The 24,635-nt window shown below is 58.7% G+C and carries 20 protein-coding genes; 14 read left to right on the forward strand and 6 right to left on the reverse strand.

Translation table 11 applies throughout. The features are described 5' to 3' along the window. Positions 1–277: 277 nt before the first annotated feature. On the reverse strand, positions 278–2,965 hold the full coding sequence (locus tag FYK55_RS04240; RefSeq protein ID WP_150075117.1) for a DUF2309 domain-containing protein: 2,688 nt from the start codon (positions 2,963–2,965) through the stop codon (positions 278–280). Positions 2,966–3,021: 56 nt separating this feature from the next. Continuing rightward, positions 3,022–4,614 carry a proton-conducting transporter transmembrane domain-containing protein gene (locus FYK55_RS04245; RefSeq protein WP_150075118.1) on the reverse strand — a complete coding sequence of 531 codons (1,593 nt, stop codon included), beginning with the start codon at positions 4,612–4,614 and terminating at the stop codon, positions 3,022–3,024. Between the two features lie 449 nt (positions 4,615–5,063). On the opposite strand from FYK55_RS04245, the gene FYK55_RS04250 reads away from it, so the two are divergent. The 5 genes from FYK55_RS04250 to FYK55_RS04270 all read left to right on the forward strand — a co-directional run bounded on the left by FYK55_RS04250 (position 5,064) and on the right by FYK55_RS04270 (position 9,129). Next, positions 5,064–5,318 carry a helix-turn-helix transcriptional regulator gene (locus FYK55_RS04250; protein ID WP_235908409.1) on the forward strand — a complete coding sequence of 85 codons (255 nt, stop codon included), beginning with the start codon at positions 5,064–5,066 and terminating at the stop codon, positions 5,316–5,318. A gap of 504 nt (positions 5,319–5,822) precedes the next feature. Continuing rightward, on the forward strand, positions 5,823–6,299 hold the full coding sequence (locus FYK55_RS04255) for a TIGR03067 domain-containing protein (RefSeq protein WP_150075120.1): 477 nt from the start codon (positions 5,823–5,825) through the stop codon (positions 6,297–6,299). Positions 6,300–6,383: 84 nt separating this feature from the next. Next, a complete protein-coding gene (locus tag FYK55_RS04260) occupies positions 6,384–7,034 on the forward strand; it encodes a hypothetical protein (protein ID WP_150075121.1) in 651 nt (216 codons plus the stop codon). Positions 7,035–7,499: 465 nt separating this feature from the next. Then, positions 7,500–8,315 carry a proteasome-type protease gene (locus tag FYK55_RS04265; RefSeq protein ID WP_150075122.1) on the forward strand — a complete coding sequence of 272 codons (816 nt, stop codon included), beginning with the start codon at positions 7,500–7,502 and terminating at the stop codon, positions 8,313–8,315. Beyond that, positions 8,290–9,129 carry a transglutaminase-like domain-containing protein gene (locus FYK55_RS04270; RefSeq protein WP_150075123.1) on the forward strand — a complete coding sequence of 280 codons (840 nt, stop codon included), beginning with the start codon at positions 8,290–8,292 and terminating at the stop codon, positions 9,127–9,129. Before FYK55_RS04265 ends, FYK55_RS04270 begins: the two co-directional genes overlap by 26 nt. 299 nt (positions 9,130–9,428) lie before the next feature. Here the strand turns inward: FYK55_RS04270 and FYK55_RS04275 are convergent, their stop codons facing one another. The 4 genes from FYK55_RS04275 to rfbB all read right to left on the reverse strand — a co-directional run bounded on the left by FYK55_RS04275 (position 9,429) and on the right by rfbB (position 14,059). Next, positions 9,429–10,283 (reverse strand): hypothetical protein, encoded by an 855-nt coding sequence (locus FYK55_RS04275; RefSeq protein WP_150075124.1) that lies wholly within the window; start codon positions 10,281–10,283, stop codon positions 9,429–9,431. Positions 10,284–10,592: 309 nt separating this feature from the next. Further along, a complete protein-coding gene (locus FYK55_RS04280; protein ID WP_161604299.1) occupies positions 10,593–11,345 on the reverse strand; it encodes a sugar transferase in 753 nt (250 codons plus the stop codon). Positions 11,346–11,993: 648 nt separating this feature from the next. Then, positions 11,994–12,872, reverse strand: coding sequence for a glucose-1-phosphate thymidylyltransferase RfbA (rfbA, locus tag FYK55_RS04285; RefSeq protein ID WP_150075126.1), 879 nt, complete (start codon positions 12,870–12,872; stop codon positions 11,994–11,996). Positions 12,873–12,991: 119 nt separating this feature from the next. Beyond that, entirely contained in the window at positions 12,992–14,059 is a 1,068-nt protein-coding gene (gene rfbB, locus FYK55_RS04290; protein ID WP_150075127.1) for a dTDP-glucose 4,6-dehydratase, read from the reverse strand. Between the two features lie 482 nt (positions 14,060–14,541). Between rfbB and FYK55_RS04295 the strand changes: the two genes are divergently transcribed. The 9 genes from FYK55_RS04295 to FYK55_RS04335 all read left to right on the forward strand — a co-directional run bounded on the left by FYK55_RS04295 (position 14,542) and on the right by FYK55_RS04335 (position 24,630). After that, the gene (locus FYK55_RS04295; protein WP_150075128.1) at positions 14,542–15,420 is read left to right on the forward strand and encodes a sugar nucleotide-binding protein; all 879 of its coding nucleotides are present in this window, start codon (positions 14,542–14,544) and stop codon (positions 15,418–15,420) included. 400 nt (positions 15,421–15,820) lie between these two features. After that, positions 15,821–16,318 (forward strand): PEP-CTERM sorting domain-containing protein, encoded by a 498-nt coding sequence (locus FYK55_RS04300; protein WP_161604300.1) that lies wholly within the window; start codon positions 15,821–15,823, stop codon positions 16,316–16,318. Between the two features lie 649 nt (positions 16,319–16,967). Further along, positions 16,968–17,885 carry a WecB/TagA/CpsF family glycosyltransferase gene (locus tag FYK55_RS04305; RefSeq protein WP_150075130.1) on the forward strand — a complete coding sequence of 306 codons (918 nt, stop codon included), beginning with the start codon at positions 16,968–16,970 and terminating at the stop codon, positions 17,883–17,885. A 79-nt stretch (positions 17,886–17,964) separates the two neighbouring features. Further along, complete coding sequence (locus FYK55_RS04310; RefSeq protein WP_150075131.1) at positions 17,965–19,365, forward strand: O-antigen ligase family protein; 1,401 nt, start codon at positions 17,965–17,967, stop codon at positions 19,363–19,365. Between the two features lie 8 nt (positions 19,366–19,373). After that, positions 19,374–20,312, forward strand: a complete 939-nt coding sequence (locus FYK55_RS04315) for an ABC transporter permease (protein ID WP_150075132.1) — start codon at positions 19,374–19,376, stop codon at positions 20,310–20,312. Between the two features lie 129 nt (positions 20,313–20,441). Next, positions 20,442–21,719: an ABC transporter ATP-binding protein gene (locus tag FYK55_RS04320; protein ID WP_150075133.1), complete on the forward strand. Its 1,278-nt coding sequence runs from the start codon at positions 20,442–20,444 to the stop codon at positions 21,717–21,719. 121 nt (positions 21,720–21,840) lie between these two features. Continuing rightward, the gene (locus tag FYK55_RS04325) at positions 21,841–22,425 is read left to right on the forward strand and encodes a class I SAM-dependent methyltransferase (protein ID WP_150075134.1); all 585 of its coding nucleotides are present in this window, start codon (positions 21,841–21,843) and stop codon (positions 22,423–22,425) included. A gap of 212 nt (positions 22,426–22,637) precedes the next feature. Next, positions 22,638–23,564 (forward strand): glycosyltransferase family 4 protein, encoded by a 927-nt coding sequence (locus tag FYK55_RS04330; protein WP_161604301.1) that lies wholly within the window; start codon positions 22,638–22,640, stop codon positions 23,562–23,564. A gap of 76 nt (positions 23,565–23,640) precedes the next feature. After that, positions 23,641–24,630 (forward strand): glycosyltransferase, encoded by a 990-nt coding sequence (locus FYK55_RS04335; protein ID WP_150075136.1) that lies wholly within the window; start codon positions 23,641–23,643, stop codon positions 24,628–24,630. The last annotated feature ends 5 nt before the right edge of the window (positions 24,631–24,635 follow it).

Here is a 24,635-nt window from a genome sequence, read left to right on the forward strand (position 1 = left end):
CGAACCGTCGCCCACGCAATCTGAACAGCCCGGTAAATCACAAACGGGCCGGTAAATCACAAACGGGCCCGTACATCGCAAACAGGGCCAGTACAGCGACAATCAATTCGTCCGGCGTGAATCAGCCGGTACGACCTCAGTCAGATCGCAGATTCCGAAGCCTGCAGGATGCTTGCGCTCCGCATCTCAGGCTCCGGCGGGCGTCGCTCCCGCCAGCTGACGTCTCGCCTTGTGCCTCGCAAACCTGAATCGCCAACGGACCTCGCATCGATGAACCTCATGCATCGGACGCTGCGAAAGTCGGTTGCGGTGGCCGGGCGTTTTCCCTCTCGCGGCGATTCTGAGAACCTTGTGTGTCGGATTGAAGCCGCCCGAGATCTCCCAGCGACCGCCACCGGCCGTCGTGTCCGTATCGAAACGCCCGTCCCTGATCGATCGCGATCAAGTGCATCCAGCCGCCAGCCAGCAAGTTTCGGACGACGGCGTGCGTGTCGATCACGGCCTGGATCTTTTCCCGCGGCGCCACGATGACCGACTGCAAACGCAAGGGATGATGTTGGAATCGTTTGCCGTTGTGAATCGATTGCCAAGCCATGCCGGTTTTCAGATCGCCTCCGTTGCCCGAAAGGATGCCGAATTGTCCCACCACGTTATGAACGGCCTTGCTGCCGCTGCCAAAGCGACCGTGATCGGCGACGGACGCGTAGTACTGCATGTTGATCCAATGGGCCACGACCATCGGTGCCGTCATGATCGTTTCCAGGACCGTTCCGTCTTCGTCCTGACGATGATCGTAGCTGTGCAGAAACGATCGGCCATCCAGGTTTGCCCCGCGCGTCCAACTCCGTGGCCCCGCGACGAATCCGGCGTTCCCCGCCAATCCCCATTCCGGACGAACCTCCGACCAATCCGTTGCCAGTTGTTGCACCAGGGTGTCCGCGTTGGAAGACTCGCCAGCCTGAGCCGCCGTTTCAACATGACGTTCTTGTCGCGTTTGCAGTCCCGCTTGCTCCGCCATCGCTTTCAGTTGATCCAGATCCGCACTGACCCGCGAGGGCATGGAGTCCTGGTCGAAGAATTCCAACTGGTCGGTGGTCGTGTTGTGCAGCGCGGCGACGAAACACGTGTCTTCCGGGATCTCGATTCCCTGCTCGGATAAGCCTCGGCGAACCTCCGGCCGATTCAACAACATCGCTGCCAATCGCGCGTTGGGTTCGCCCGAATGCCCCCCACAGGCTCCGCAGTCCAAGGCGGCCGCCAAGGGGTTGTTGGCACTTTGACTGGCGTGCCCACACAAGACCACCAATCGAGCAAAATCCGACTTCAGGCCAACGGCGCCCAGCATCGATGCCGCCAATTGGACCTGCTCTTTCTCGCCCAGGGTCTGCAGATCAGTAGGATCGATCGCCAAAGCGACCTTGTCGCGATCCCGCCTGTGAATCCCGTCCCATCGTCCCTCCGAGGGATCCGCTACGGGGAACCCGAGCACCCATTTGGCGAACTTCACCCCATACCACAACCCCGTCGTTTCGACGAACGAAAAGCATCCGACCGCCGAGGTCTGAAACGATTGCCACAGTGCCCGCCAGTCCCGGCAGCGCTGACGCGATTCGACCGTCGTCGGTTCCGGCTGTTGAGCATCCGCGGACAGCGTCTCGCGAACTCTCAGGCTGGGCTTGAGCAACGCCGGGACATGGTGATCCCCCTCGCAGCCGCCCAGTTCAATCGATTCGATCGGCATCCCAAAGAATCCCGCGACTCCAAAGGTTTCCACTTCATCGGAAACCCGCTCCAAGTTTCGTCGAAAGCGTTCGGATCGGACGTCAATGCAGAAGGCAAGTTGTGCCAGCTTGCGATCCGTTGACACCGTTTCCCCCGCGGACTCACGATCTACTGATTCACTCAATTCCGCCGGCGAAAGCGAACCTAGCAGCGTCTCGCGATATCGGATCTCGGTGGCGCGAAGCAGCAGTTGACGGAGCCGCGCATCCCGAACTTCCGCGGCTGACTCCTTCGGCAGCACTGCGGATTCCGCATTCCCATAGAACCCCCAGTTGAATTGGATGTTCAATCCGCGCCCCAGCCCCGCATCGTAAGCCAAACGAATGGCCAACAGCCCCAGGAAATGATCCGCATCGGACACCTCGGCCTGTTGCTGATCCTGGTACCGGGTCCACGCGGCCCAACCCGGGATCGAGAGGGCCTGACACAACAGAAAACTCTCCCACAAGGACCGCGGGATCCTCAAGTCGGAAAGACATTTCAAAAGGGCCGACCGGGCGGATCCAGGCAGGCTGCTGACGTATTCGCGAAAACCGGGAAGCCCGGCAATCTCCATGCTCAAGTCCTTGGACGCGGCAGATCGCCAAGCCTGGAACAGCGTCAAATCCTTCCAAGGGCTTTTCCAAGTCGCTTGACCTTCATCGTAGTGCGCCGCGAGGTGCTTGGAGATTTCATCGACGATGGTCTCCTGCCAGGACGTCGCCAGTGATGCGTCGCAGGTCTCCGCCATCGTCCGAATGCGGTGTCGTTTCCGCACCGGCGATTCATTGTCACCCTGTTTTTTCGCGTACGCGTCCTGCAGCGTCTGCACGACTTGCTCGACGGTCCAAGGCGTTTGCCCGGCCTCTTCCGATTCGGCCAGCTCACTCAATGCGGCTTCGATCTCCGCAATTCCAAGTTCTCCTTCGACAAACTGTTCCGCGTAATATGCCAAAGGCATCAACGTTTCGCAGTCCGAAACAATCCGCAGGTACTCGCGCGTTTCGCCAAAGGAACGCTCGCTAAGTCCGGCCAGCGGATTGACCGCGATGTAGTCCTTCAACGGCCAAACCGGCATGATCGCCTCGCTCACTCTTGCGATCAGTTCCTGGAACTGTCGCAACACGTGCGGATCCTCGTACGGCGGCGGCAAGAATTCTCCCACCACGGGCTCGGTATCGCATTCGGTAGCGTGAAGATTCATCTTCTCTTTCTCGCAGGATAAAGAAACGTGAAACGGTTCGGTAAGACGGCGACGATTCAGCTGGAGCGAAGCGGGACCAGAATGCGACGCAGCAGTTCGTCCAGGTAAAACCCGTTCGAAGCGTGCACATACCAGGGACGCAACCAGTCCGCCGACCGGCTCGCGGCTGCAAGGGTTTGCAACGTCCAAAGACCGCTGAACGTCAGCGCCAGTGCGATCAACACAAACGTGCCGGCGTACAGAGACGTGACGGACGCAACGTTCGGCGAAACCAGGAAATCGATTCCCCGATATGCGGTGGCGTACAACGCGCACAGCCCCGCCGAGACTCCGATCGCACGCACCAGCAATCCGGTGTCACCGATCTGTCGGACTCGGGCCAGCCAATCAGTCAACGCAAGGCTTAGCACCGCTGCCAAAAGCAATCCGCCCGGCTTGTGCAGCGGGTCAACGCCCAGCAGTGCCAGCATTGCGACGCAGCCAGCCAGCACCGCTGCCGCCATCAACCAGCAACCTGACCACCCATTTGCGATCGTGCCCGGTCGACTCCCATGCACAGCGCGACTTCGGTCGATCACGCTTCCACTGCTGAGAAATGCGTGGGCCTTGTACAACGAGTGTGCCAGCAAATGCAGCATCGCGGCTGCGTAGGCTCCCAAACCGCATTGCAGCATCATGAACCCCATCTGTGCGATGGTCGAATAAGCCAACGATTTTTTCACACTGGTTTGGGTCATCATGACCAACGCCGCAAACCCCGCCGTCAGCCCACCGAGGATCGCCAGCCCCGAGAGTGCGACCGGTGACAAGGCGACCAACGGGCTGGTCCGAATGATCAGGTACCCGCCGGCATTGATGATGCCGGCGTGCATCAAGGCCGAAACTGGAGTCGGTGTTTCCAGCGATTGAGGTACCCAGGTATGAAACGGGAGCTGTGCCGATTTCATGGCGGCCGCGACCGCCAGCAATCCTCCGATCGCTTGGACCGCGGGTGTGGACGTCAAACCCGGATCCTTTAGCAGTTCAAACAGCTGGGGCAGATCCAGCGTCCCAAACGTCCGGTAGACCAAGACGATGGCGGCCGCAAACGCAGCATCGCCCATGCGACTGACGGTGAACTTCGACCACGCCGCACGCCCGGCCGCCGGGCGTTCTCGGTAGTGCAGTAACAATTGATGCAAGCCGAATCCGACAACGATCCAGCTCACCCACATCAGCGCGAGGTTGCCGGAAAGGATGAACAACGAAACGGAACCCAGCGTCGTGCCAACCCAGCAGAAATAAGCACCCTGGTTCGGTTCTCCGTCCAGATACCGGATCGAGTACCGACAGATCACCCAACCGATCGAAGCGACCAGGCAAAACATCAGCGAAGAAACACCGTCCAGATAAATCGTGGCCGCCAACGGCGTCCCCGGAAGTTCCATCAACGGCAGACGAACCGCTTGTGTCGGGGATTCCCCAATCTTGGAAAGCACGATCCATCCAAGGGCGACCCAGCCGAACAGGGCTTGGACGGCGGCGATCGCCGTCACCCATTGACGGACCACGCGTGGATTCCGGTTGGCCAGCCCGCACGAGGGTAGGACGACGAAGCCGAGCAGCAGGAAAGCCGTCAGGGACGGGAGGAAGGTGATCGCATCAGCCATGGGGTCACTCCGGTCAAGTTAAGTGCCTGGGTTTTCGCGAAATCTATTACACGACTTTTGTGTCGTCAATTGCATGTCGTCAAAATCCGCGGCTTTGCTTGAGCGTTTTGACCGTGGTTGCAGCGACAATCGACGCGAATCCCCCGCGATTTACCGGATTTCCGTGTCACGAAAAAAAATTCGTGAATTGTGGCGACTGGTTGGTCTGATAGACTGATGACGCAGGTGCTCTTCCTCTTCCCCTCCGGTACGGCCCTGGCTCGCGGCGTCCCCGGCTGCGGCCGGCTACCCGGTCACAGGACTCGCCGTTCGGAAACATGGCCCCCAAAACCAATCGAAGCCGATCCCCGCAGGCTCGCGGCGCTGCGGGCCCCTCTGAGCGCGCGGCGGAAACCGCGACGCTGGCCCCTCGGACTGCTTCCGGAGAGCCGCTTCACCGCTGGACATTCTTGACCAACCATGCCCACGTCCTGATCGTGTTGAATTCCAGTCCCGGGCTGGTGTTGAGAGAAGTCGCGGCACGGGTCGGCATCACCGAACGCGCGGTGCAACGGATCCTGCAAGACCTGGAAGAAGGCGGTTTCATTCGTCGCGAGAAGGTCGGTCGGCGAAATCAGTACGAGGTGCTGACCGATGCCCCGCTTCGCCATCCGATTGAAGAACACCGGAACATCGGCGACTTACTCCGCCTGATCAACGGTTGACGGGGAAACACCGCAACTTGCGGTCAGCATCGAACGGCAAGAAGTGACGCGGCACCACCGCCCGGTGAAGGCACGTGCATGCATTCCGCCAACGCGATCTTTCTGTGCGTGGTGACGTGCGCTGGGGTGTGAACGATTCCGTCGTGCGACGCAGTCCATCTGATTGAATCCGCCGGTGAAAGATCGCCGGCTGGCATTTTCGGTCAACCGGCGACCCGCGCCACGTGATCTCTGTTTGACCCTCTTGCCATCCGCAAAACGGCCATCTGATCGCAAATCACGCAACCTGTTTGCTTAAACACCCGTCGTAGCGGGCCGTTGGCGATTGGTCCGGGACTTGCATCACTGGCCAACAAACCTGAACGCGTGTGTTCGCGATCAGCTTCATCGTGTTCCGTCGGCATTGACGACGGGTGGCCACCCTCAAGGTTGCCAGCGCGGCGCCTGACGTCCGCATTGCACGGAACCGTTTCCTTACTACTGCTTGCCTGATAGGAGCCCCCGATGACGTCCGTCCGCCCCATGTTGGTTGCAACCGCCGTCGCCCTGTCCGTTTCCTTTTGCGGTTGGGGAATTGCGGAAGAAACTGCCGGTAAAGACGAGTCTCAATCCATCCGCGAGCAACTTGCCGGAAGCTGGAAACTTTCCAAAGGCGTGAGCCAAGGTCGTGAGTTGTCCGAGGATCAGTTGGACGGCCGCAGGGTGATGATCGAAAAAAACACGATCATCACGTTCGACAAAGAAAAGAACGAACTTTACCGCGCCCTGTTTTTGATCGACTCGTCCGCGTCGCCGATCGAAATCACGATGACGACCGACATGAAAGACGTCCCGGAAACGAAGGCTCTGGGGATCCTGCGTCTACTGGATGATGGCGGATGGGAGCTGTGTTACGGCCTGCCGGGAACCCCACGCCCGAAGAAGTTCGAATCACAGAAAGGGAGCAAGCACATGTTGTTCGGGATGGAGCCTCTCAAATAAACGCGTTGCCCCGACGTTGGTCCGTCTGCGGCGAATCGGTTCGCCCGCAGGCAAACAGTCACTTCTGCACACCGAGTCAAAACAATGAAATCTACATCGTTCTTTGCGGTCCTTGCCCTTCTCTTTTGTTTCTCTGCGACATCTCCGGCGGACGACGACTTGTTCGACGACGACGACGCATCCACCGCGGCGGGTGATGTCATCGAAGCGCGGGGAGAGTTGGCGCGAGGGCTTGGAAAAGGCAGCTACCTGAAATCGCTGTCGGCGAAACAGCTGCAAGCGGCCATCGACAAGATGTTGGACAACCGGCGTGAAAGCGTCGAAACCTATTACAAGTTGCGAGAGCTTCGTGATGAGGCCGTCGACAACGAAACGAACATCACTCAGGAGCGGGCTCAGCGGATCGCGGCGATGAAAGCCCCTGATCGTCTGACGAAAAGTCAAATTGACCGCAACTCCGGAAAGTTGTATTGGCCATCGCCGTTGGATGATGACGCACTGGCGGCGTACCGCAAACCGATTGAAGAGACGCTGAAAAAACGAAGCTCTCCCGGGGAAGAGTACAACAAGTGGGACCACCTGAAAGTCCGCCGGATGGTCAGTTTGATCTCCGCCGCCGTGGAATCCGTGGAAGACAGGATGGACCCAGCCGAGGTGGTGGCGCTGAACCAGTACCTCGACCGGATCGATTACGAGTCGCGATTCAACGCTGCCGATGAGCGCGTCGATTTCTAAGGACGTCTGAGGTGAAGGGCCCACGCGGTTCGTGGCGTGGGCCCATCCAATTGACTCTCCTTCAATCAAGGAGGGTCGAGCGGCAGCGAGAAGGATCTTATTCGTCTTCTCGCTGCCGCCCGATTCTCTCGTTCGAAACTGGGCGCATTGCCACAGCGAGCCACAACCGGAGCCGTGGACGGTTCCCGTAGGAGACGCGTGGCTGCAAGCCCATTTGTTCTTCCGCACCGCATAAAACATTGCTGCGGCCGTTGCCGGATTCCCGGCGTCGGAAAACCTTGTTTCAGATTTCAGAGGTGACCTCTGACTCGGTCGGTGCGGCCGTCTCGGGCACCTTGCCTGACTGCGTATCCCGTGTGAAACTTCCTGAATCGTGTGAATGTTTTGGCGCTCACCAAGCCGATCCGTTCTGCAGTTCGCCGATCATGGCGTGATGAGAAACTCAATCTAATTTCAGGAAGCGACGTGACGTTTTGTATCGGGATTCAGGTCCGTGAAGGGATCATCGCTCTAGCGGACACTCGAATCGTCCGCGGGAGCGAGCGACTGAATAAGCGCAAACTTGCCGAGTTCCAACATGCCAATCAGTCTCTTTTCACGATGACCAGCGGCCTGCGGTCGGTACGTGACAAGACGCTTGTGTATTGCGAAGAAGTGCTTGAGCAGACGACCGAACCCTGCAGCCGACTTTACCAATTCGTCAATCTGTTCGGGCAACAACTTCGGCGTGTGCGCGACGAGGATGGCCCGTCCTTGGGCGCGACCGGACACGCATTCAACCTGCACGCGATCATCGGCGGGTGTCTGACCGACGATGAAGTCGCACAGTTGTTCTACATCTATCCCGAAGGCAATTGGGTCGAGGCGGCCGCCGACACACCGTACTTCATCATCGGCCGCACCTACTACGGCCGGCCAATCCTGGATCGCTTGCTGACCTACGAGACGTCGTTGACGTCCGCGTTGACGCTGGCACTGTTGGCGTTCGATGCGACGCGGACCAGCGTGACCGATGTGGACTACCCGATCGATGTTGCCGTGATCGCATCAGGGAGTCGGCAACCGGTCTTCAAACGCTTTAGCGAGGCAGAGCTTGCCCAAACCACGCATTGGTGGACTCAGACGTTGACGAATGCGATCACGTCCATTCCGATGAATTGGGCCGAAGGTCTTCTGCCTCCTTCCCCCGGCGCTCCACCGCAGGGGACGGCACCGAATTCGTTCCCATCACCCAACCCCCTTCCAGGTCCAAACAATGACCCGAATTCAAATTGGCAGTGAGCTTGTCTATGACGTCCGGCAGGAAACCGTGTTCCTGTTTAACATTGCCGCCAGTCAGACAGACCAGCAGCACATCGAACAGGAAGTGCTGACCTTTGATCCCGACGTCAGCGTCGAATCGTGCCAAGTGGGACTGGAGGGCAATCGGCTGCACCGCGCTGTCGTTTTGCCCTGCCAGCTGACGGTCCGTTACCAAGCGACCGCAGCTTTGCAACCTACCGTTGAACAGCCCTCGGGAGTTACCGAAACGGTCACCTCGCAAATGCCCCCCGAGGTGTTGGTGTATCTGAATCCCAGCCGATACTGTGAAAGCGATCTATTGGCCCGGTTCGCATTCGAGGAATTCGGGAGCATGGAACGCGGCTATCAACGCGTTCAGGCCATTTGCGATTGGGTGTACGACCACCTGGATTACACGCCGGGCAGTACCAACGCTTCGACCACCGCTGCCGATGTGCTGCTGCAACGCACCGGCGTCTGCCGAGACTACGCCCACTTGGCGATCACGCTCTGCCGCGGTGTTGGCATTCCCGCGAGATACGTCTCCGGCTACGCCGTCAATCTGCAGCCGCCCGATTTTCACGGATTCTTCGAAGCCTTCTTGGACGGAGCCTGGTACCTGTTTGACCCAACGCAGTTGGCCCGGACCACAGGGCTTGTTCGAATCGGAACGGGACGCGACGCGGCCGACACGGCCTTCTGCACCCTGAATGGCGATGCAGTGCTGAGCCAGAAAAGCGTCTGGGCCAATCCCGAATCGCCCAGTGAAGAACCCACGGATCAGGACGAGTCGTCAGCCGTCTCGACCAGTTGATCGCACCATCGAGATTGTTCGGGTTCAGTCCGGCGGAGCTTTGTCCGCCATCGGCAAAATTGCTCTCCAGAGCGTGGCTGTCCGCCGACTGGTCGTGACATCCACGGAGGTTGTGCGATGTTGCCTTGTGCTCTGCAAAATCAGCGCAAGGCAACGCCGCATTCATGCAGTGAAAGATGACCGTCAAGAATCAATCGGCCGTAAGCAAACGGAGCAAGTTGACCAGACTCTGATCCGATCTCTCGCGGGTAGTGATCCGCCAACCTGTTTTTCGTAAACGCCCAGACAACTGGTTCAGGCTATTCGCTGAGCGGACTCAACGGCGGATAATCGATGAACTCCGGGCAGCTTTCATTGTCAGCACCGATGAAGGCAATCGTCGGAGCAATCAACGAGTCCAGCCACTGCACGAATGTGATGTCCTGTGGCCGTTGATCGAACTGTTCGAAAGCCATCAAGAACAGATCTTCGATAATGTCCGCCATGAACAGGTGATCGGCGTGGGCTTCGTCTGGCATCACGTCGCAGCGGACCTCGCGGCCGATTCGCTCATGGAGATGCGGCTCCAACGGGTACAGCTGGGCGCGAAATTGAGCATAGTTGTTCTGCTCGACGGCCCGCTGAAGGGCGGACTCGTCCAATGCCCATCTGGCTCGACCAACCGCTTCTTCGTCGGACGATTCGCGGCCGGCGCCTAAGGTGCCATTCGATTCGACCGCGGCTTCGAAACGAGGAACCAGTTTTCGAATGGCCGTACGCAACGCGGTTTGCCACTGACCATCATTGGCGCGTGAATGAACCGATTGGCCAGACACCTCGGTGTCGATCAGCACGTGGTAAATCTCACCATCCGGATCGAACCGAATCGAAACATGCGGAAGCTGCTCCGGTCTTTCAGTGACCAGCGGTCGCACCCGATTGATTTCACTGGAGACGACCGCCAACTCTTCTGGTGAAAGCGTGAACCCTTCGACACTCAACCCCGTGGCTGGGTCGTTGGCCGCCTGCCAGGCCGCCGTTCCAGAAGCTCCGGACAAACTTTCGCCTGAACGAGGACCGGAGTTGGCCCCGTCGTCGAACACCGAACCATTGTTTGGTCCGATACCGCCTCCCAACTCAGGAGACGCGGGTGAGGGAGCAGTAAGCGATTCCATGTGTGGTCCCCTTGCAACCGAGTGAAGTTTGCAACTGATTGTTCACTTCGTTTCCGTGGCGGTTGCGGCTAACACGCGGCAGCAAAGCACTCGCTCGGCGAGACACCGATGAACCGACTTTGACCAGCATGGTCTCGATTCCAACGCGGATGAACCATCGCTGAATCGAGGCTCGGACACATCAGCCGCAACCCACAAGGGTCTTTAGTGTAGCATTTTTCGTACCACGCTGCATCAATCGTCCGGGTGCGACTGATTTGACACACGCTTGCCACCAACCGGCATGACAAAAAGTCGCGCGGCGACGAATCAGCGCGCCCCGTCAGCCAACAGAAGCGCCGGAATGGTCTGAACGATCAGGGACAAATCGGTCAGCAAGGAGCATTCATCGATGTAGCGACGGTCGAGCTCGAATTGCTTGTCAAAGCTCAGATTCCCGCGTCCGCTCACCTGCCAAAAACAGGTCAGCCCCGGTTTAGCCGCCAACCGAACCAAGTGCTCGGCGTCATAGCAGGCGACTTCGCTGGGGATCGCCGGTCGCGGTCCCACCAGACTCATCTCGCCACCGAGCACGTTCCAAAGCTGGGGAAGTTCGTCGATGCTGGTGCGACGCATGAAGTGCCCCACCCAGGGGATCACTCGCGGGTCTCGATCCATCTTGAAAGTGATCGATTCGCCGTGGCCGTTATGAGACCGCAATTCTTCCAACCGCGCTTCGGCGTCCTTGACCATCGTGCGAAACTTCAGAATCGTGAATTCACGCCCGTCCAGCCCCACGCGGGTCTGCCGAAAAATCACCGGCCCCCCGTCAACCAGATAGACCGCCAGGGCGCCGATCGCAAGCAGCGGACTTAAAACGATCATTCCCACCAACGCGCCCACCACGTCGCATATCCGCTTGAGCGATCGATAGACCGGGTCGTGGACGGCCGCACATGCAAAATAGTCCAGCGAAGATCCCGGGTCGTATCCGACCACCAAGGCTCCATCGGCCGGAGAGCGTTCACCGGAAACAACCGCCGTTCGGCTGGCGACCGGTGCCCCAGAAGCCATGCGATCCATCACCTCCGTATCCATTACACCATCCTCAATTCTGTGAAACCATTTGACTCTGGTGGAAGCAATCCGATGCGGCGACAAAACCGCATTCCGCTCCACTGCTATCCGACACGCGGACTCTCTTGCCCACTCGTTGACGCGCGAGCTTTCATGGCTCACGACCGGTTGCGACCATTTTTGTGCTGAATCTTTCACGGCCGGTCGTAGCGAGTATAGGAGTGCGGCAGGTTGTATCAAATGAAGGTTTGGCGAGAAGGAGGTGCAAGCAAAGAGCTTTGCGGGCAACGCTTGAACGAGGTTTTGCTGCGGCGCGTTAAGGCCGACCAATGGGATTCAAAATCACATCCGCAGCACCTCGACGAGAAAGATTTTTTCGCCCTTTTTTTTGCCCCGGAGCGACCTTGGTGCCGGGCTTTCGGGTTAGCCCTGTCGGACCGCGATTCCCGGAACCGACGGCCAATGACGGCATATCTCGGGGGGTCCCCGGAACAGCCTGCCTTCAATCACCGAGCCAACGTCGTGGGCCGGGTGGAGCGCCAACAGGCCTGGCGTCGAGCGCGATGACGCGGCGCAGCGGGGGATCCGGGCGATGAGGCAGAGCCCCGCACCTCGGCCTTCACCACCTCCAACTCCATCGCGGCCGCGTTCGCGTCACCGCGGGCGCGTCAGCAGATCGCGCAGATAATGGCCGTAGTCGTTGGGGTAGCGATCAGCCAGTGCGACGATGTCTGCATCGTCCAGCCAACGGTTCCGCCACGCCACTTCTTCCGGACAAGCGATCTTCAACCCCTGTCGAGTCTCGATCGCCTCGACGTAGTCCGAAGCCGAGAGCAGGGACTGGTGCGTCCCCGTGTCCAGCCAAGCAAATCCGCGGCCCAACATTTGGACGTTCAATGATCCGTCATCCAGGTAGAATCGATTGACGTCCGTGATTTCCAACTCGCCACGCTGCGACGGCTGAAGTCCCTTGGCGATCTCGCAGACCCGTTGGTCGTAGAAGTAAAGCCCGGTAATTGCGAGATTGCTCTTTGGCTTGGCCGGTTTTTCTTCCAAGCTGACCGCGTTTCCGTTGGGCCCCATTTCAACGATGCCGTAACGTTGCGGGTCGACGACGGGGTAGCCAAAGATTGTCGCCCCGTGCTCATGTCGCCGGGCCTCGCGCAGCATGCTGGAGAAGCCGTTGCCGTAAAAAATGTTGTCGCCCAAGATCAGCGCCGCGGCGTCGCCCCCCAGAAAGTCTTCCCCAATGAGAAAGGCTTGTGCCAGACCGCCGGGTTCCGGCTGGACTTCAAATTGGATCGACATCGACCATTGCGATCCATCCCCTAGCAACCGCTGGAACATGGGGGTGTGCTCCGGTGTCGAAATGATCAGCACATCACGGATCCCCCCCAGCATCAACGTCGTCAGCGGGTAATAGATCATCGGCTTGTCATAGACCGGCAACAGTTGCTTGCTGACCGCCAGCGTTGCCGGGAACAGTCGCGTTCCCGAACCGCCAGCCAAGATGATGCCCTTGTCGATCGCCATCGAGTTCGCCTGTGGGTCGGATGGTTGGTGCCGAGTCACTCGCGACCGAAGTCACTTGGTCGCGGGTGCCAAAATGCTAGATGCGGCGGAGAGATTGGAATTGGCCGGGGGCACGATGATCACGTCGTTGCGTCGGCGAACCGAACACCCTGCCGACGGTATTCACCACTCCGCACCCGCTGAACCCAGTCCCGGTGCTGCAAGTACCACCGAACCGTTTGCTGAAGCCCCTCTTCAAAAGACCGTTGTGGCGACCATCCCAATTCCTGATGAATCTTGGAAAAGTCGATCGCGTAACGTCGATCGTGTCCCGGCCGATCGGTGACGCTCCGCACAAGATCCTTCAGGGGACGTGACGGACAATCGGCCTGCAGTTCGTCCAGGCAGTCGCAGATGGCGTGGACGATGTCGATATTCGCCCGCTCGCAATCGCCGCCAATGTTGTAGGTCGCCCCCGGAACACCTTCACGCAAGACCAACGCGATCGCGTCGCAGTGATCGTCGACAAACAACCAATCCCGGACCTGTTGCCCGTCGCCGTAGACGGGCAAATGTTTGCCTTCCAGGGCGTTCATGATCATCACCGGAATCAACTTTTCCGGAAACTGATAGGGACCGTAATTGTTCGAACAGTTGGTGATCAGGGTCGGCAGTCCGTAGGTGTGATGATAGGCACCCACGAAGTGATCACTGGAAGCTTTCGATGCCGAGTACGGACTGTTGGGAGAATACGGCGTCCGTTCGGTGAACTTGCCCTCCTTCCCCAGCGAGCCAAACACTTCGTCGGTCGAGACATGCAAGAACCGAAACGCTTCTCGCTGCGGTTCCGACAGAGACTCCCAGTAGGCCAGCGTCGCATCAAGCAGCTTGAATGTCCCCAACACGTTGGTGACGACAAACGCCTCCGGGCTGTCGATGCTGCGGTCCACGTGACTTTCGGCGGCAAAATTGATTACCGCATCGATCTGCTCTTCGGCCAACAGTTTGCCAAGCAGTTCAGAGTCGCCGATGTCGCCGCGGACAAAGCGAACTTCAGGATCGAGCAATACCGACTCAATCGATTCCAAGTTGCCCGCATAGGTCAAACTGTCCAGCACGACCAACCGAAGCCCCGGCTGGCCAGCAAACATCCGCAGAAATGCACCGCCTATGAAGCCTGCCCCGCCGGTCACCAGCCAGGTTGTCATCAATCAATCCCCTTCCGTATGCGACTTGCGTGACCGGGACGCGATGGTCCCAGTGGGTGACGTTGTCCGATGGGGCCAAAGGTTCGACCCATGGCTTCCAGAAGTGTACCGCGCGTCGCTTCCTGCCTGCGGTGGTCGATCACCAAACCATAGTCCAATCAGCACGAAAGAGAAGCGGGCACCGACCCGCGAGTGACCTCACGGCAAGCCTCCGGGCCCCTGTCTGTTCGTTTGTCGTTCCGGTCGACCGGGATCCTCAACGTCTCGGTCGACCGGCACGTTGCCGCTCAAGCGGAGCCGCCGATTCGATTTGCGGCGGGTTGTTGCGACCGGGTGGTCGAACTGGACAATCCGTGTTCACCCGGCTAGCGTTGCAGTCGAACGGAACTGTCTGAGCCACGGTTGCCGCAGTTCCACCGCGATGGTGGTCATCGGTTCAACACGCCCTTGCCGCCATCGGATCCACGCACGCTGAAATTCATATGATCATTCTGTTAGGTGCCAGCGGGTTCATTGGCCAGGCGATTGCCGACGCGCTGCGAGACGCCGACTTGGAGTTTGCGCCGCTGGGTCGGCGCGACGTTGACCACGGGGACGTGGATGCCCTTGCCAATGCAATTGCGGCTCACGACGCAACCTTCCTGATCAATAGCGCCGGCTACACCGGCAAGCCCAACGTTGACGCATGTGAGATTCACAAGACCGAATGTCTGGACGGAAACGCGACGCTTCCGGGACGCATTCGCATGGCCTGCCAGCGCGCCGGCATTGCGTTCGGACACGTGTCCAGCGGTTGCATCTACGCCGGTAGTCGGCCGGACGGGTCCGGGTTCACCGAATTGGATCCGCCCAACTTTTGTTTCCGAACGGACAATTGCAGTTTCTATTCGGGCTGCAAGGCGTTGGGGGAAGAGCTCCTGGCCGATTGTGATTCGTGTTACATCTGGCGATTGCGGATCCCATTCAATGAAGTCGATTCGACGCGCAACTACTTGAGCAAGGTGATGCGCTACGAGCGACTGCTGGATGCCACGAACAGCCTGTCTCATCTGGGCGAATTTGCCTCGGCCTGCGTTCAGTCGTGGCAGCGAAGGATCCCCTTCGGAACGTACAACGTGGTCAACACCGGCAGCATCACCACGCGACGCGTCACGGAATTGATCCAGGAGAACCTTCCCGGTGAGCGTCGCTTCGACTTCTTTGACAACGAGGCGGAGTTCATGCGGTTGGCAGCGGCAACGCCGCGCAGCAACTGCGTCTTGGACAACACCAAGATCCGGCAGACGGGGATCGAGCTATCGACGGTCGAAGAAGCCCTGATCGATTCGTTGCAACAGTGGCGAAGCCCGGTCGCCAGCTGACGCCGCCGGTTGCGGCTCCACACCGTCATCCTCACGCAGCGGCTCTCTACCACGCAGCCGACATCGCCAGACGGCGGAAAGCCGGCTCCGGATAGCTTCCTGAGACGCGCACCCAACGCTACCGGGTGGTGCGTTTGTGCAGTACTCCGTCTCACTCCGCCTTGGCTTGCAGCTGCAAGCCGCGTGTGAATTGGCGCTCGAACGCCAAAAAACCGGCTTCCCGCCGTTATGGTGGGATGTTTCACGTAGCCTTCCACGCATGGTGCGACGGCTTGGCGTTAGACGGGCCGATCGATTCCCTAAATTGCCCACCCGTAAATCTGGAAACTTGCTCATAAGGGGTGCGATCACTACGATCGCCCAAGTATCTCTCACTTCGCGAACTCTCTGGAGGGACTGTATGAAGAATTGGATACTTGGGTTATCCGTTGCGATGACCCTGGCCGTTGCCACTTCGGCATCTGCCATGTCCGTCACCGTCGGGTCGACGACGGAGACTGCGGACGCCTTCGGCTTTATCAGCTTCGACTTCAGCGGCGTGACTCCCACGACCTCTGATAGCGGAGTTCTGATGCTGACGTCGTCAAGCCCGCAGACTCCGTTTGCCAGCACCGGGGAAGTGGCGTTTTCGGCACCGTTTGCCATGGGGACACTTGATCCTCCCGGCGACATGTCGGCGCCTTTCACCTACGTGTTCGACATCGTCAGCGGCTTGGCCGCTGCGTCGGCAGACGGCTTGATCGAGATCAACGGGATTGCTGCCGGCGGCGTGTCTTACCAGGCCGTCATCATGGTCGAATCACCGGTGACTGCCGTTCCCGAACCGGGAACCCTGTCGATGATCGCCTTGGGCGGCTTGGTCGGCGGATGCGGACTTGTCCGCAGACGTCGTCGTTGAGCTGTCTTCCCATGAGCGATCTCGACATCGTTCAAGACGGAAGATCATTCTGGAGACTGGTCTGCGGATCAGTCTCTTTTTATGCGCTCCCTTCGCCTTTCCGCGATCGGGCTCGCACCCCGGGGCGGATGTCGCCCCCCCGAGAACGGACGCTTTGACGCCGCAAAAGAGTCCACAAACCGGCTGCAAAACGATGCTTCGGCAAGGGGGCAGGTTGCTCGCTTATCGACGCGCTAGGTGAGTCTCTGGACGGCAATCATTGAATTAGCAAACCCGCAAACGTCGCTTGTGGACTCTGGTCGGAGTCAGTTCTACATTACGCCGCGTTGCCAAGCCAACGAGATTGACGACCCACAGGCACTCCAACGGCGAACCATTCGCTGACACGAGCCGGTCGCCAGCAATTGTGATTCAGCGAAGACCTCCCCAGGCAGAAAGCCGGTGGGAATGCGGCAAGGACGCGTTTGGCAGCAGAACAAGCTTGAGATGACACGGCAGAGAGGTGGATTGCCGTGGCGCGACGCAATCGATCGCGCGGTCACCCAAGCGGACGAAGTCCGCGCATACTCAACGCCCATCGCCGCTTCGCCCCGGCGGCACACGACTGGCACGGTCCACCCCGCCAACCGTGTCGTGGCGAGATCCTTGCATGCTCTCTGATCAAACTCCCACCACCGAACAGCTCGAGCCCGAACTTGCCAACGCCGAAACCGCTGGCAGACTCGACCGACCGTCCGGCGTCGCTGAGTCAGCCCAGCTCGCTTCAGCACAGGCCAATTCAGCACGGGCCGCTTTGGCACCGCCGCGGCCCCACGTCCTGTGGTCGATTCCGATCGACCCGGTCACGATGCAACAGGCCATCGATCGCATCTTCGGATGGATCGACCAGGGGGCACCGGAGTGCCGGCTGGTGGTCACACCGAACGTCGATCACGTCGTGCAGTTGCATCGCCAACCAGAACTCAGACCCGTCTATCGCCAAGCCAGCCTGACGTTGGCCGACGGTTGGCCACTGGTCACCATGTCGCGGGTTTACGGAATGCCGTTGCCACAGCGGGTTGCGGGTTCAGATCTGTTGCCGGGGTTGTGCGCCCACGCCCAGCAACACGACCGGTCGTTGAGGCTGTTCTTGTTGGGAGGCTTTCCGGGCGTCGCTGAACGCGCGGCAAAGGAGATCCATGCAGCGTGGCCGGCGGTTCGGGTGGTCGATTGCTACAGCCCGCCGTTCGGTTTCGAAACCGACGCGATGATCAACTCGGAGATTCAACAACGGATCGCGAGCAGTGACGCCGATGTGCTGGTGGTCGGATTGGGATTCCCAAAGCAAGAGAAATGGTTGGCCGCCCACCGCTCCCACCTGCGAGTTCCCGTGGCGTTGGCCGTGGGTGCGACCATTGATTTTCTGGCGGGCGAGCAGACGCGTGCCCCGCGTTGGGTTCAGCAAATCAAAATGGAATGGCTGCACCGACTGGCGAGCAATCCTCGCCGGCTTGCCCGGCGTTACGCTCAAGACGCCTTTTACTTTCCGCTGCTGTGCCTCCGTCAGTGGCGGTCCATGCGGAAATGACCAACGAATCAAAGCACCCCACCGGAGCCAATCCTGACCGACCAGCGCCAGCGTTGCGTTGGCGGGAGCATGCCAAAGGATGAGCTTGCTGGTCCCGTTGGCGATGTTTGGTTGGATCCCCGTGATCCTGTGCCTGTACGCCGTGCTGCGTCCGCGCCTTGCGACCGGGATCGCGTTCGCGGCGGGTTGGTGTTTCCTGCCGATGGCTGCCTACGAACTGCCCGGTTTGCCGGACTACTCGAAGATGTTCGCCACTTCCGCCGGGGCGCTCCTGGGACTGGCGGCATTTCATCCCGCCACGCTGATGCGGTTCCGCTTCGGATGGATCGACCTGCCGATCCTGGTGTGGTGCGTTTGCCCGATGTTCTCCAGCCTGACCAACGGGCTGGGGGCGTACGACGGTCTGGCCGCGACGGTGCACCAGACAATCCTGTGGGGCCTGCCCTATTTCATCGGCCGGACGGTGTATCGCAAACCGGAGCACCTGGTTCCGCTGGCGGTCGCGGTGTTGATGTGTGGCATCGTGTATGCGCCGCTGTGCCTTTGGGAAGCACGAATGAGTCCGCAGTTGCACCTTCAGGTCTTCGGATTTCGCCAGCACGTCTTTGGCCAGTCGGTGCGGTTCGGCGGTTATCGCCCGATGGTCTTCATGCAACACGGCTTGCAAGTTGCACTCTGGATCGCCAGCTGTTTCGTGTTGGCCTTCGCCGGTTGGCGCTGCGGAGGCATTCGTCGATGGCGTGGCTATCCGGTGTGGCCCGTCGTCATTGCGTTGGGCGTGACGCTGGTGATGTGCCGGTCGTTGGGCGCCTGGACGCTAGCCTTTGCGGCGGTCGCCGGTTTGTACTGGGTCAACCTGAGGCGAGCGGTGTGGCCGTTGGTGCTGTTGACCCTGTTGGTTCCCGGCTACATGTTTGCCCGATCGACAGGCTTGTTTTCCGGCCGCAGCCTGGTTCGGTTCGTCGCCGAGGTGATCAGCGAAGACAAAGCGGATTCGTTGGAATTCCGGCTTGAGAATGAAGAGATGCTGATCGCCAAAGCCTGGCAACGACCGGTGTTTGGCTGGGGCGGTTGGGGACGCAACCGGGTGCAGGATGACGAGGGCAACGACCTGTCGGTCACCGACGGCCTGTGGATCATTGTGTTTGGCACCAACGGCCTGGTTGGACTGTCCGCCCTGTACGGGATGCTGATTCTGGGGCCCATCAGAATGATCCGCCGATGTCACCCCAAGCAGCTCAAAGCGAACCCCGAAATGGCGATTGCGCTCGGAGTGGCGGTGGTCTGCGTGATCAACGCGATCGACTCCCTGCCCAACGCGATGGTGATTCCCGTCTTCACGATGGCAACCGGTGCGGTCACAAGCGCATCGCTCGTCCGTAAGACGAAGCGTCGCACCGTCCCCGGAGTCGTCCAGGCGACGGCCGAAACGAATCATGTGTGGCCACACGCGCATTCCACGTCTCAACCCACACGATAACCTTCCCGATGACAGCTGCCACCACACCCGACCAGATCGAGAAGCCAAGACGTAGCGACATGTCAGACACCGTGACGGTTCACAATCAATTGGGAATCGACGACCTACCGGTTCGCGTCTACTCGCCGTCACCCGCAATTGAGCATCCCGGCCGGCTGTTGCAGGACATGGGACACGACCTGATGGCGGGTCGCGAATTGGCTTGGCGACTGTTCATGCGTGACTTGAAGGCCCAGTACCGGCAAACCTATCTGGGTTATCTGTGGGCTTTCCTGCCGCCTCTGGTCGCATCGCTGACCTTTATCTTCCTGCAAAGTCAGGGAATCACGAACATTCGGGGCACGACGGTTCCCTACGCGGCATTCGCGATGATGGGAACGTTGCTTTGGCAAACCTTTGTCGAGGCGATGCAAAGTCCGCTCAACTCAATAACCACCGCGAAACCGATGTTGGCCAAGGTCAACTTTCCACGCGAAGCGATCTTGGTTTCCGGTATGTACATGGTCGGATTCAACTTCCTGATTCGCTTGGTTTTGCTTGCTGCCGTGATGGCCTACTGGCAGGTGGTCCCGGGCGCTACCGTGATCCTTTTCCCGTTGGCAATGCTGGGATTGTTGCTGTGTGGATTCTGCATCGGTCTGCTGATGGTTCCGATCGGCGGTTTGTACGGGGACGTGCTCAAAGCCATTCCGATCGTGGCGCAGTTCTGGATGTTACTCACCCCAGTCGTCTACCCGCCACAATCCGACGGGTTGGCTGGTTTTTTGGCGATGTGGAATCCGATCTCTCCGTTGATCACCACCGCCCGGGCCACGCTGACGGGAGACCCGCTGACACAGCTGCCTTTGACGATCGCAATCACCCTGTGCGCCGCATGCATTGCGACGGCAGGTCTCATTGCGTACCGGCTGATCATGCCGCACTTGATTGAACGGATGGGCGGATAGCTTGGCAGCCATCGACGTCCGCCACGCGGATGAAGCTCCCGCGAGCCTTCCTGGTCGCCCGGCCACGGCTCGCACGTCCGGTCTGACCGGGGCTGATCGGGCGAAGTTTTTGAACCATTTGGAGAGTCCATGAGCACGATCACCGCGACGAACCGAGAGCGATCTACCGGTGCCCTGCCACTGGAGGCGGCGGCGAACGACGATCAGGTTTTGGTTGACGTCCGAGGTGTCCGAAAAAAGTTCTGCCGCAGTCTGAAGCGGAGTCTGTGGTATGGGGTCAAGGACATCGCCGGAGAGTTGGTTCCGGCGTCGCGACCTTCGGCGTCCCAACCCCACGACTCATCACGCTCGGAGCTGCGGAAGGATGAATTCTGGGCGGTGGATGGTGTGTCTTTCCAACTCCGTCGGGGCGAATGCCTGGGATTGATCGGACACAACGGGGCCGGCAAGACGACCCTGCTGAAAATGCTCAACGGCCTGATCAAGCCCGACGGGGGCCAGATCTCGATGAGAGGTCGCGTCGGCGCACTGATCGCACTCGGTGCCGGCTTCAATCCAATTCTGTCCGGTCGCGAGAACATTTACGTCAACGCGGCGGTTCTCGGTTTGTCCAAACGTGAAACCGAGGACAAGCTGGACGAAATCATCGACTTCACGGAGATCGAGGAGTTCATCGATTCCCCCGTTCAAAGTTACAGTTCGGGAATGCAGGTTCGGCTTGGCTTTGCGGTGGCAACCGCACTTGATCCCGACGTCCTGATTCTGGACGAAGTTCTGGCCGTTGGGGACGCGACATTCCGGGCAAAGTGTTTTGCTCGAATCGGGAAGGTTTTGGACCGCGCCGCGGTGATCTTTGTTTCTCACAGCGAGTCTCAGGTTCAGCGGATTTGCAACCGCGGTCTGTTCATGAGCAAGGGCCGCCCGGAATACCTTGGCGACACCGCATCCGCGTTGATCGCTTATCGAAGTAGTCGTACGGGCCAAGCCGATGACCAACGAGATTGGATCTGCGGTGACGATGTTCGAAATGCGACGTCTGGCGCCGATAAGACACACTTAAAATGGGGCGACAAGCTCGTATTTAGAGTCAACATCGTCTGCGATCGTCCTATCAGTGTTTCCAACTTGTACATCCAGTGGCATCGGCAAGGGATTGCCTTCATGGAGTCGCACCACAACGTTGGCCTGGAAGCGCCAATTGAATTGAATGCTGGACCAAACGAATTGTTAATCGAATCCAGTCCCGTACATTTGGCCGAGGGGAAGTACGACGTTTCTTTCGCGGCATTTGCATCCAAAGGTAAACAGACCGTGGCTCACACCTATTGTGCTGTCGAGATTCAAGTCGAAGGGCCTCTTGGTGCGGGCCCGGCGGTTCAATCCCCCTGCACCATTACCTGCAAGTGATTGTCATTGGCGAGGCCACTTCGTCGGACGATGCACCGCTCACGAAACCGTTGTCGCATTCAGAAGTAGAAAGCGTTTTCGGACGTTTCCAAAAACAGTAACCCCACAAGGTTCGGAATTGATGTCAACCTGTAACGTACCTGCCGAAATGTCGCTGGCTCAATTGATCGAGGAGGAGCGTCCGACGCCGCTGAAGCTTCATCTGGGATGCGGCGGTGTCCGATGGAAAGACTTCTTGAACGTCGATTTGAATCCGGCGCAACCCGATGAGACGGATTCTTCCCGAGATGGATGCGTGGCGGATTGTTACGCCGATATGCGTGACCTGGGTTTGCCGGATAACTCGGTTGACGAAATCTTCACTTCGCACACGATCGATCATTTCACACGGTGGGAAGGAATCGACATGTTTTCCGATTGGAAACGGATGCTCAAACCAGGCGGAAAAGCCGTGATGGAAGCGGCGGATTTTCGCCGTTGCGTACTTTGGCTGTTCCATCCCCGTAAACACAAACGACATCTCGCACGCACACAGTTTTACGGGAACCAATGGGATCGGATTGACTACGAAACGCACCGGTACCTGTGGAGTTCCACGGAACTCGCTAGAGAATTGAAGAAGATCGGTTACTCCGACGTATCCATTAGCCATCAGACCGAAACGCACTACCCGGGCCGCGACATGCGAATCACCGCGATCAAATGACATGTGCCAACGCACATCGGATCTAACTTGCCCTCCAGTCGGATGTCATGCTTTTTGATGCGTTAATCATCCCAGATTCGTATGAATGGATTACTGCTGAATGGGCCAAGCACATTCAAGACGGGTTGAAACCATTTCGGACGCTGGTCGCCCCCACATCCATTCTTCGAAAACACAACCGGGTGCGCCGGATCCTCTTCGAAAGGTCTCGAGTGCTTGTCAATCTGGATCCATGGTATGCCGCGGCAATCCTTCACCACAGGACACCGTCAAACGTGGTTTTCTCCGTTCTGCATCACGTCAACGCGGATGACCCAAACGCGCCATCAGTCGCGTCCGCGGATGTCCCCGTGGCGGCGTGCGAGCAAGCATTGAAGCTATTGAAGCAATTGGCCCCGGATGACCGGGAAGTCCTGCTGATCGAAAACGGTGTCGATGTCCGGCGGTTCGTCCGACACTCAAAGTCGTCGGCAAGGCAAACGCTCGGAATCAGCAATGACTCATTCCTGGTCGGGTATTCCGGAAAGTATTCAAGTGATTATGGCGGGCGAAAGGGATTAGATATCCTGGAAAGTGTGATCCGGAAACTCACATCGATCGACGATCGCGTTCGATTCGTGCTTTGCGGCAAGGGATGGGATCACTGGCTGGATACGGCGGGCAAGGACGTTCGCGACGGCGTGATTAATCTCGGATTCCTTCCGTCCAGTCACCTCCCCCAGTTCTACTCGGCGATGGACGTTTTTGTATCAACCAGCCGCGTCGAAGCAGGCCCGGCGACCGTTCTGGAATCCCTCGCTTGTGGAACTCCCGTGGTTGCATCGAAGACTGGCGTTGTACCCAAAGTCGTCGTTGACGGACGGACCGGTGTATGCGTGCAAGGTGATTCAGCCGATGATTTTGTAATCGCGTTGGTTAACCTGCGTGATGATCCGGAACTTCGGACACAGCTTGCGTCGAACGCCCGATCGATGATCGAGAACTGCTGGTCGTGGGAATCGAAAATGACCCCCTTTGTCGACGCGATCCGCCAGCGACTCTGTGAGAGCGACCAAAAGGTTTCGCGGTGGACCGGACCGGAGATGTCGCAGCTGATGCAGCGGATCGGCGCAATCTACGAACGCCGGATCAGTCATTGAGCTCTGTGTCGGTCATTCGCGTCATGAATCGCCAGAAAGCTCCAGAGAACCAGACTTCAGCAGGCGATTGAATCAATTGGATTCTATTGGCGAATCGTTTCAGGTGACCACCGAGCTGGGAGCGGTGCGGCATGAGCAAACAACGGGTTGCGAGGGAGGCGATCCATTGTTGTCGATCGTGATGGCCGTGCATGACGGCGCGGACTATCTGCCGGCAGCAATCGATAGCATCTTGAACCAGACTTTCAGTCAGTTTGAATTCTTGATCGTCGATGATGGGTCAGATTCCGCCACCAAAGAGATTCTTTCCCAAATCTCGGATTCACGAGTCCAAATCATCACGCAATCTCAACAAGGCTTGACCCGATCCCTCAACACAGGACTCGCAAAGGCGCGAGGAAAGTACATTGCCCGCATGGACGCGGACGATGTCGCATTCCCTGATCGTCTGGAACGGCAATTCCAATACTTGGAAGCAAATCCTGACGTCGTCGCGCTCGGAACCAACGTCGTCTACATTGATCGCGACAACCGGTCACTTTTCATGAGACGCCTCCCGGTGAATCACGACGAGATCATCAAGTGCCAGTTATCGGACTGGGGCGGATTCCTCGTGCATCCTTCCGTGATGATGAGGTCGCAATCGGTAAGAGAGATTGGTGGTTATGATGATTCCTTTCGCTACGCCCAAGATTACGACCTCTGGTTCCGTCTGGCCGATACCGGAAAGCTCGCGAATCTGTCGTCCCCGCTTCTGTACTATCGCATTCACGGAAAAGGGCTGACTCAGTCGCGTCAAAACGAACAGGCCCAATGCAGGGAAGCAATCTTAAATCGTGAATTGGCGAAGCGGGGTTACCCGACCAGTATTCCGTTGCCCGATCCGTATCGGATCCGCATCAACGACGCTCGCTGGATGCTGAAAGCGTCAGCCCGTGACGGCTACGTCGGGACCTGCTTGAAATCATCGGCCCGCGTCATCCGATCCTCGATTCGCGACCTTGCATTGTGCCCGTGGTTAATCGGGAAATGCATGTTTCATTCGGTTTTCAAAACAAAGCTCTAGTCCTC

The sequence above is a fragment of the Roseiconus nitratireducens genome (assembly GCF_008629675.1).
Classification (GTDB): domain Bacteria; phylum Planctomycetota; class Planctomycetia; order Pirellulales; family Pirellulaceae; genus Stieleria; species Stieleria nitratireducens.

What these genes read in the sequence shown, in the direction of transcription:
- FYK55_RS04255 (WP_150075120.1), top strand. Translation starts at nt 5,823, where the DNA reads ATGACGTCCGTCCGCCCCATGTTGGTTGCAACCGCCGTCGCCCTGTCC.
- FYK55_RS04305 (WP_150075130.1), top strand. Translation starts at nt 16,968, where the DNA reads ATGCTCTCTGATCAAACTCCCACCACCGAACAGCTCGAGCCCGAACTT.
- FYK55_RS04245 (WP_150075118.1), bottom strand. Translation starts at nt 4,614, where the DNA reads ATGGCTGATGCGATCACCTTCCTCCCGTCCCTGACGGCTTTCCTGCTG.
- FYK55_RS04320 (WP_150075133.1), top strand. Translation starts at nt 20,442, where the DNA reads ATGAGCACGATCACCGCGACGAACCGAGAGCGATCTACCGGTGCCCTG.
- FYK55_RS04315 (WP_150075132.1), top strand. Translation starts at nt 19,374, where the DNA reads ATGACAGCTGCCACCACACCCGACCAGATCGAGAAGCCAAGACGTAGC.
- FYK55_RS04270 (WP_150075123.1), top strand. Translation starts at nt 8,290, where the DNA reads ATGACCCGAATTCAAATTGGCAGTGAGCTTGTCTATGACGTCCGGCAG.
- rfbB (WP_150075127.1), bottom strand. Translation starts at nt 14,059, where the DNA reads ATGACAACCTGGCTGGTGACCGGCGGGGCAGGCTTCATAGGCGGTGCA.
- FYK55_RS04325 (WP_150075134.1), top strand. Translation starts at nt 21,841, where the DNA reads ATGTCAACCTGTAACGTACCTGCCGAAATGTCGCTGGCTCAATTGATC.
- FYK55_RS04260 (WP_150075121.1), top strand. Translation starts at nt 6,384, where the DNA reads ATGAAATCTACATCGTTCTTTGCGGTCCTTGCCCTTCTCTTTTGTTTC.
- FYK55_RS04280 (WP_161604299.1), bottom strand. Translation starts at nt 11,345, where the DNA reads ATGGATCGCATGGCTTCTGGGGCACCGGTCGCCAGCCGAACGGCGGTT.
- FYK55_RS04310 (WP_150075131.1), top strand. Translation starts at nt 17,965, where the DNA reads ATGAGCTTGCTGGTCCCGTTGGCGATGTTTGGTTGGATCCCCGTGATC.
- rfbA (WP_150075126.1), bottom strand. Translation starts at nt 12,872, where the DNA reads ATGGCGATCGACAAGGGCATCATCTTGGCTGGCGGTTCGGGAACGCGA.
- FYK55_RS04275 (WP_150075124.1), bottom strand. Translation starts at nt 10,283, where the DNA reads ATGGAATCGCTTACTGCTCCCTCACCCGCGTCTCCTGAGTTGGGAGGC.
- FYK55_RS04300 (WP_161604300.1), top strand. Translation starts at nt 15,821, where the DNA reads ATGAAGAATTGGATACTTGGGTTATCCGTTGCGATGACCCTGGCCGTT.
- FYK55_RS04295 (WP_150075128.1), top strand. Translation starts at nt 14,542, where the DNA reads ATGATCATTCTGTTAGGTGCCAGCGGGTTCATTGGCCAGGCGATTGCC.
- FYK55_RS04240 (WP_150075117.1), bottom strand. Translation starts at nt 2,965, where the DNA reads ATGAATCTTCACGCTACCGAATGCGATACCGAGCCCGTGGTGGGAGAA.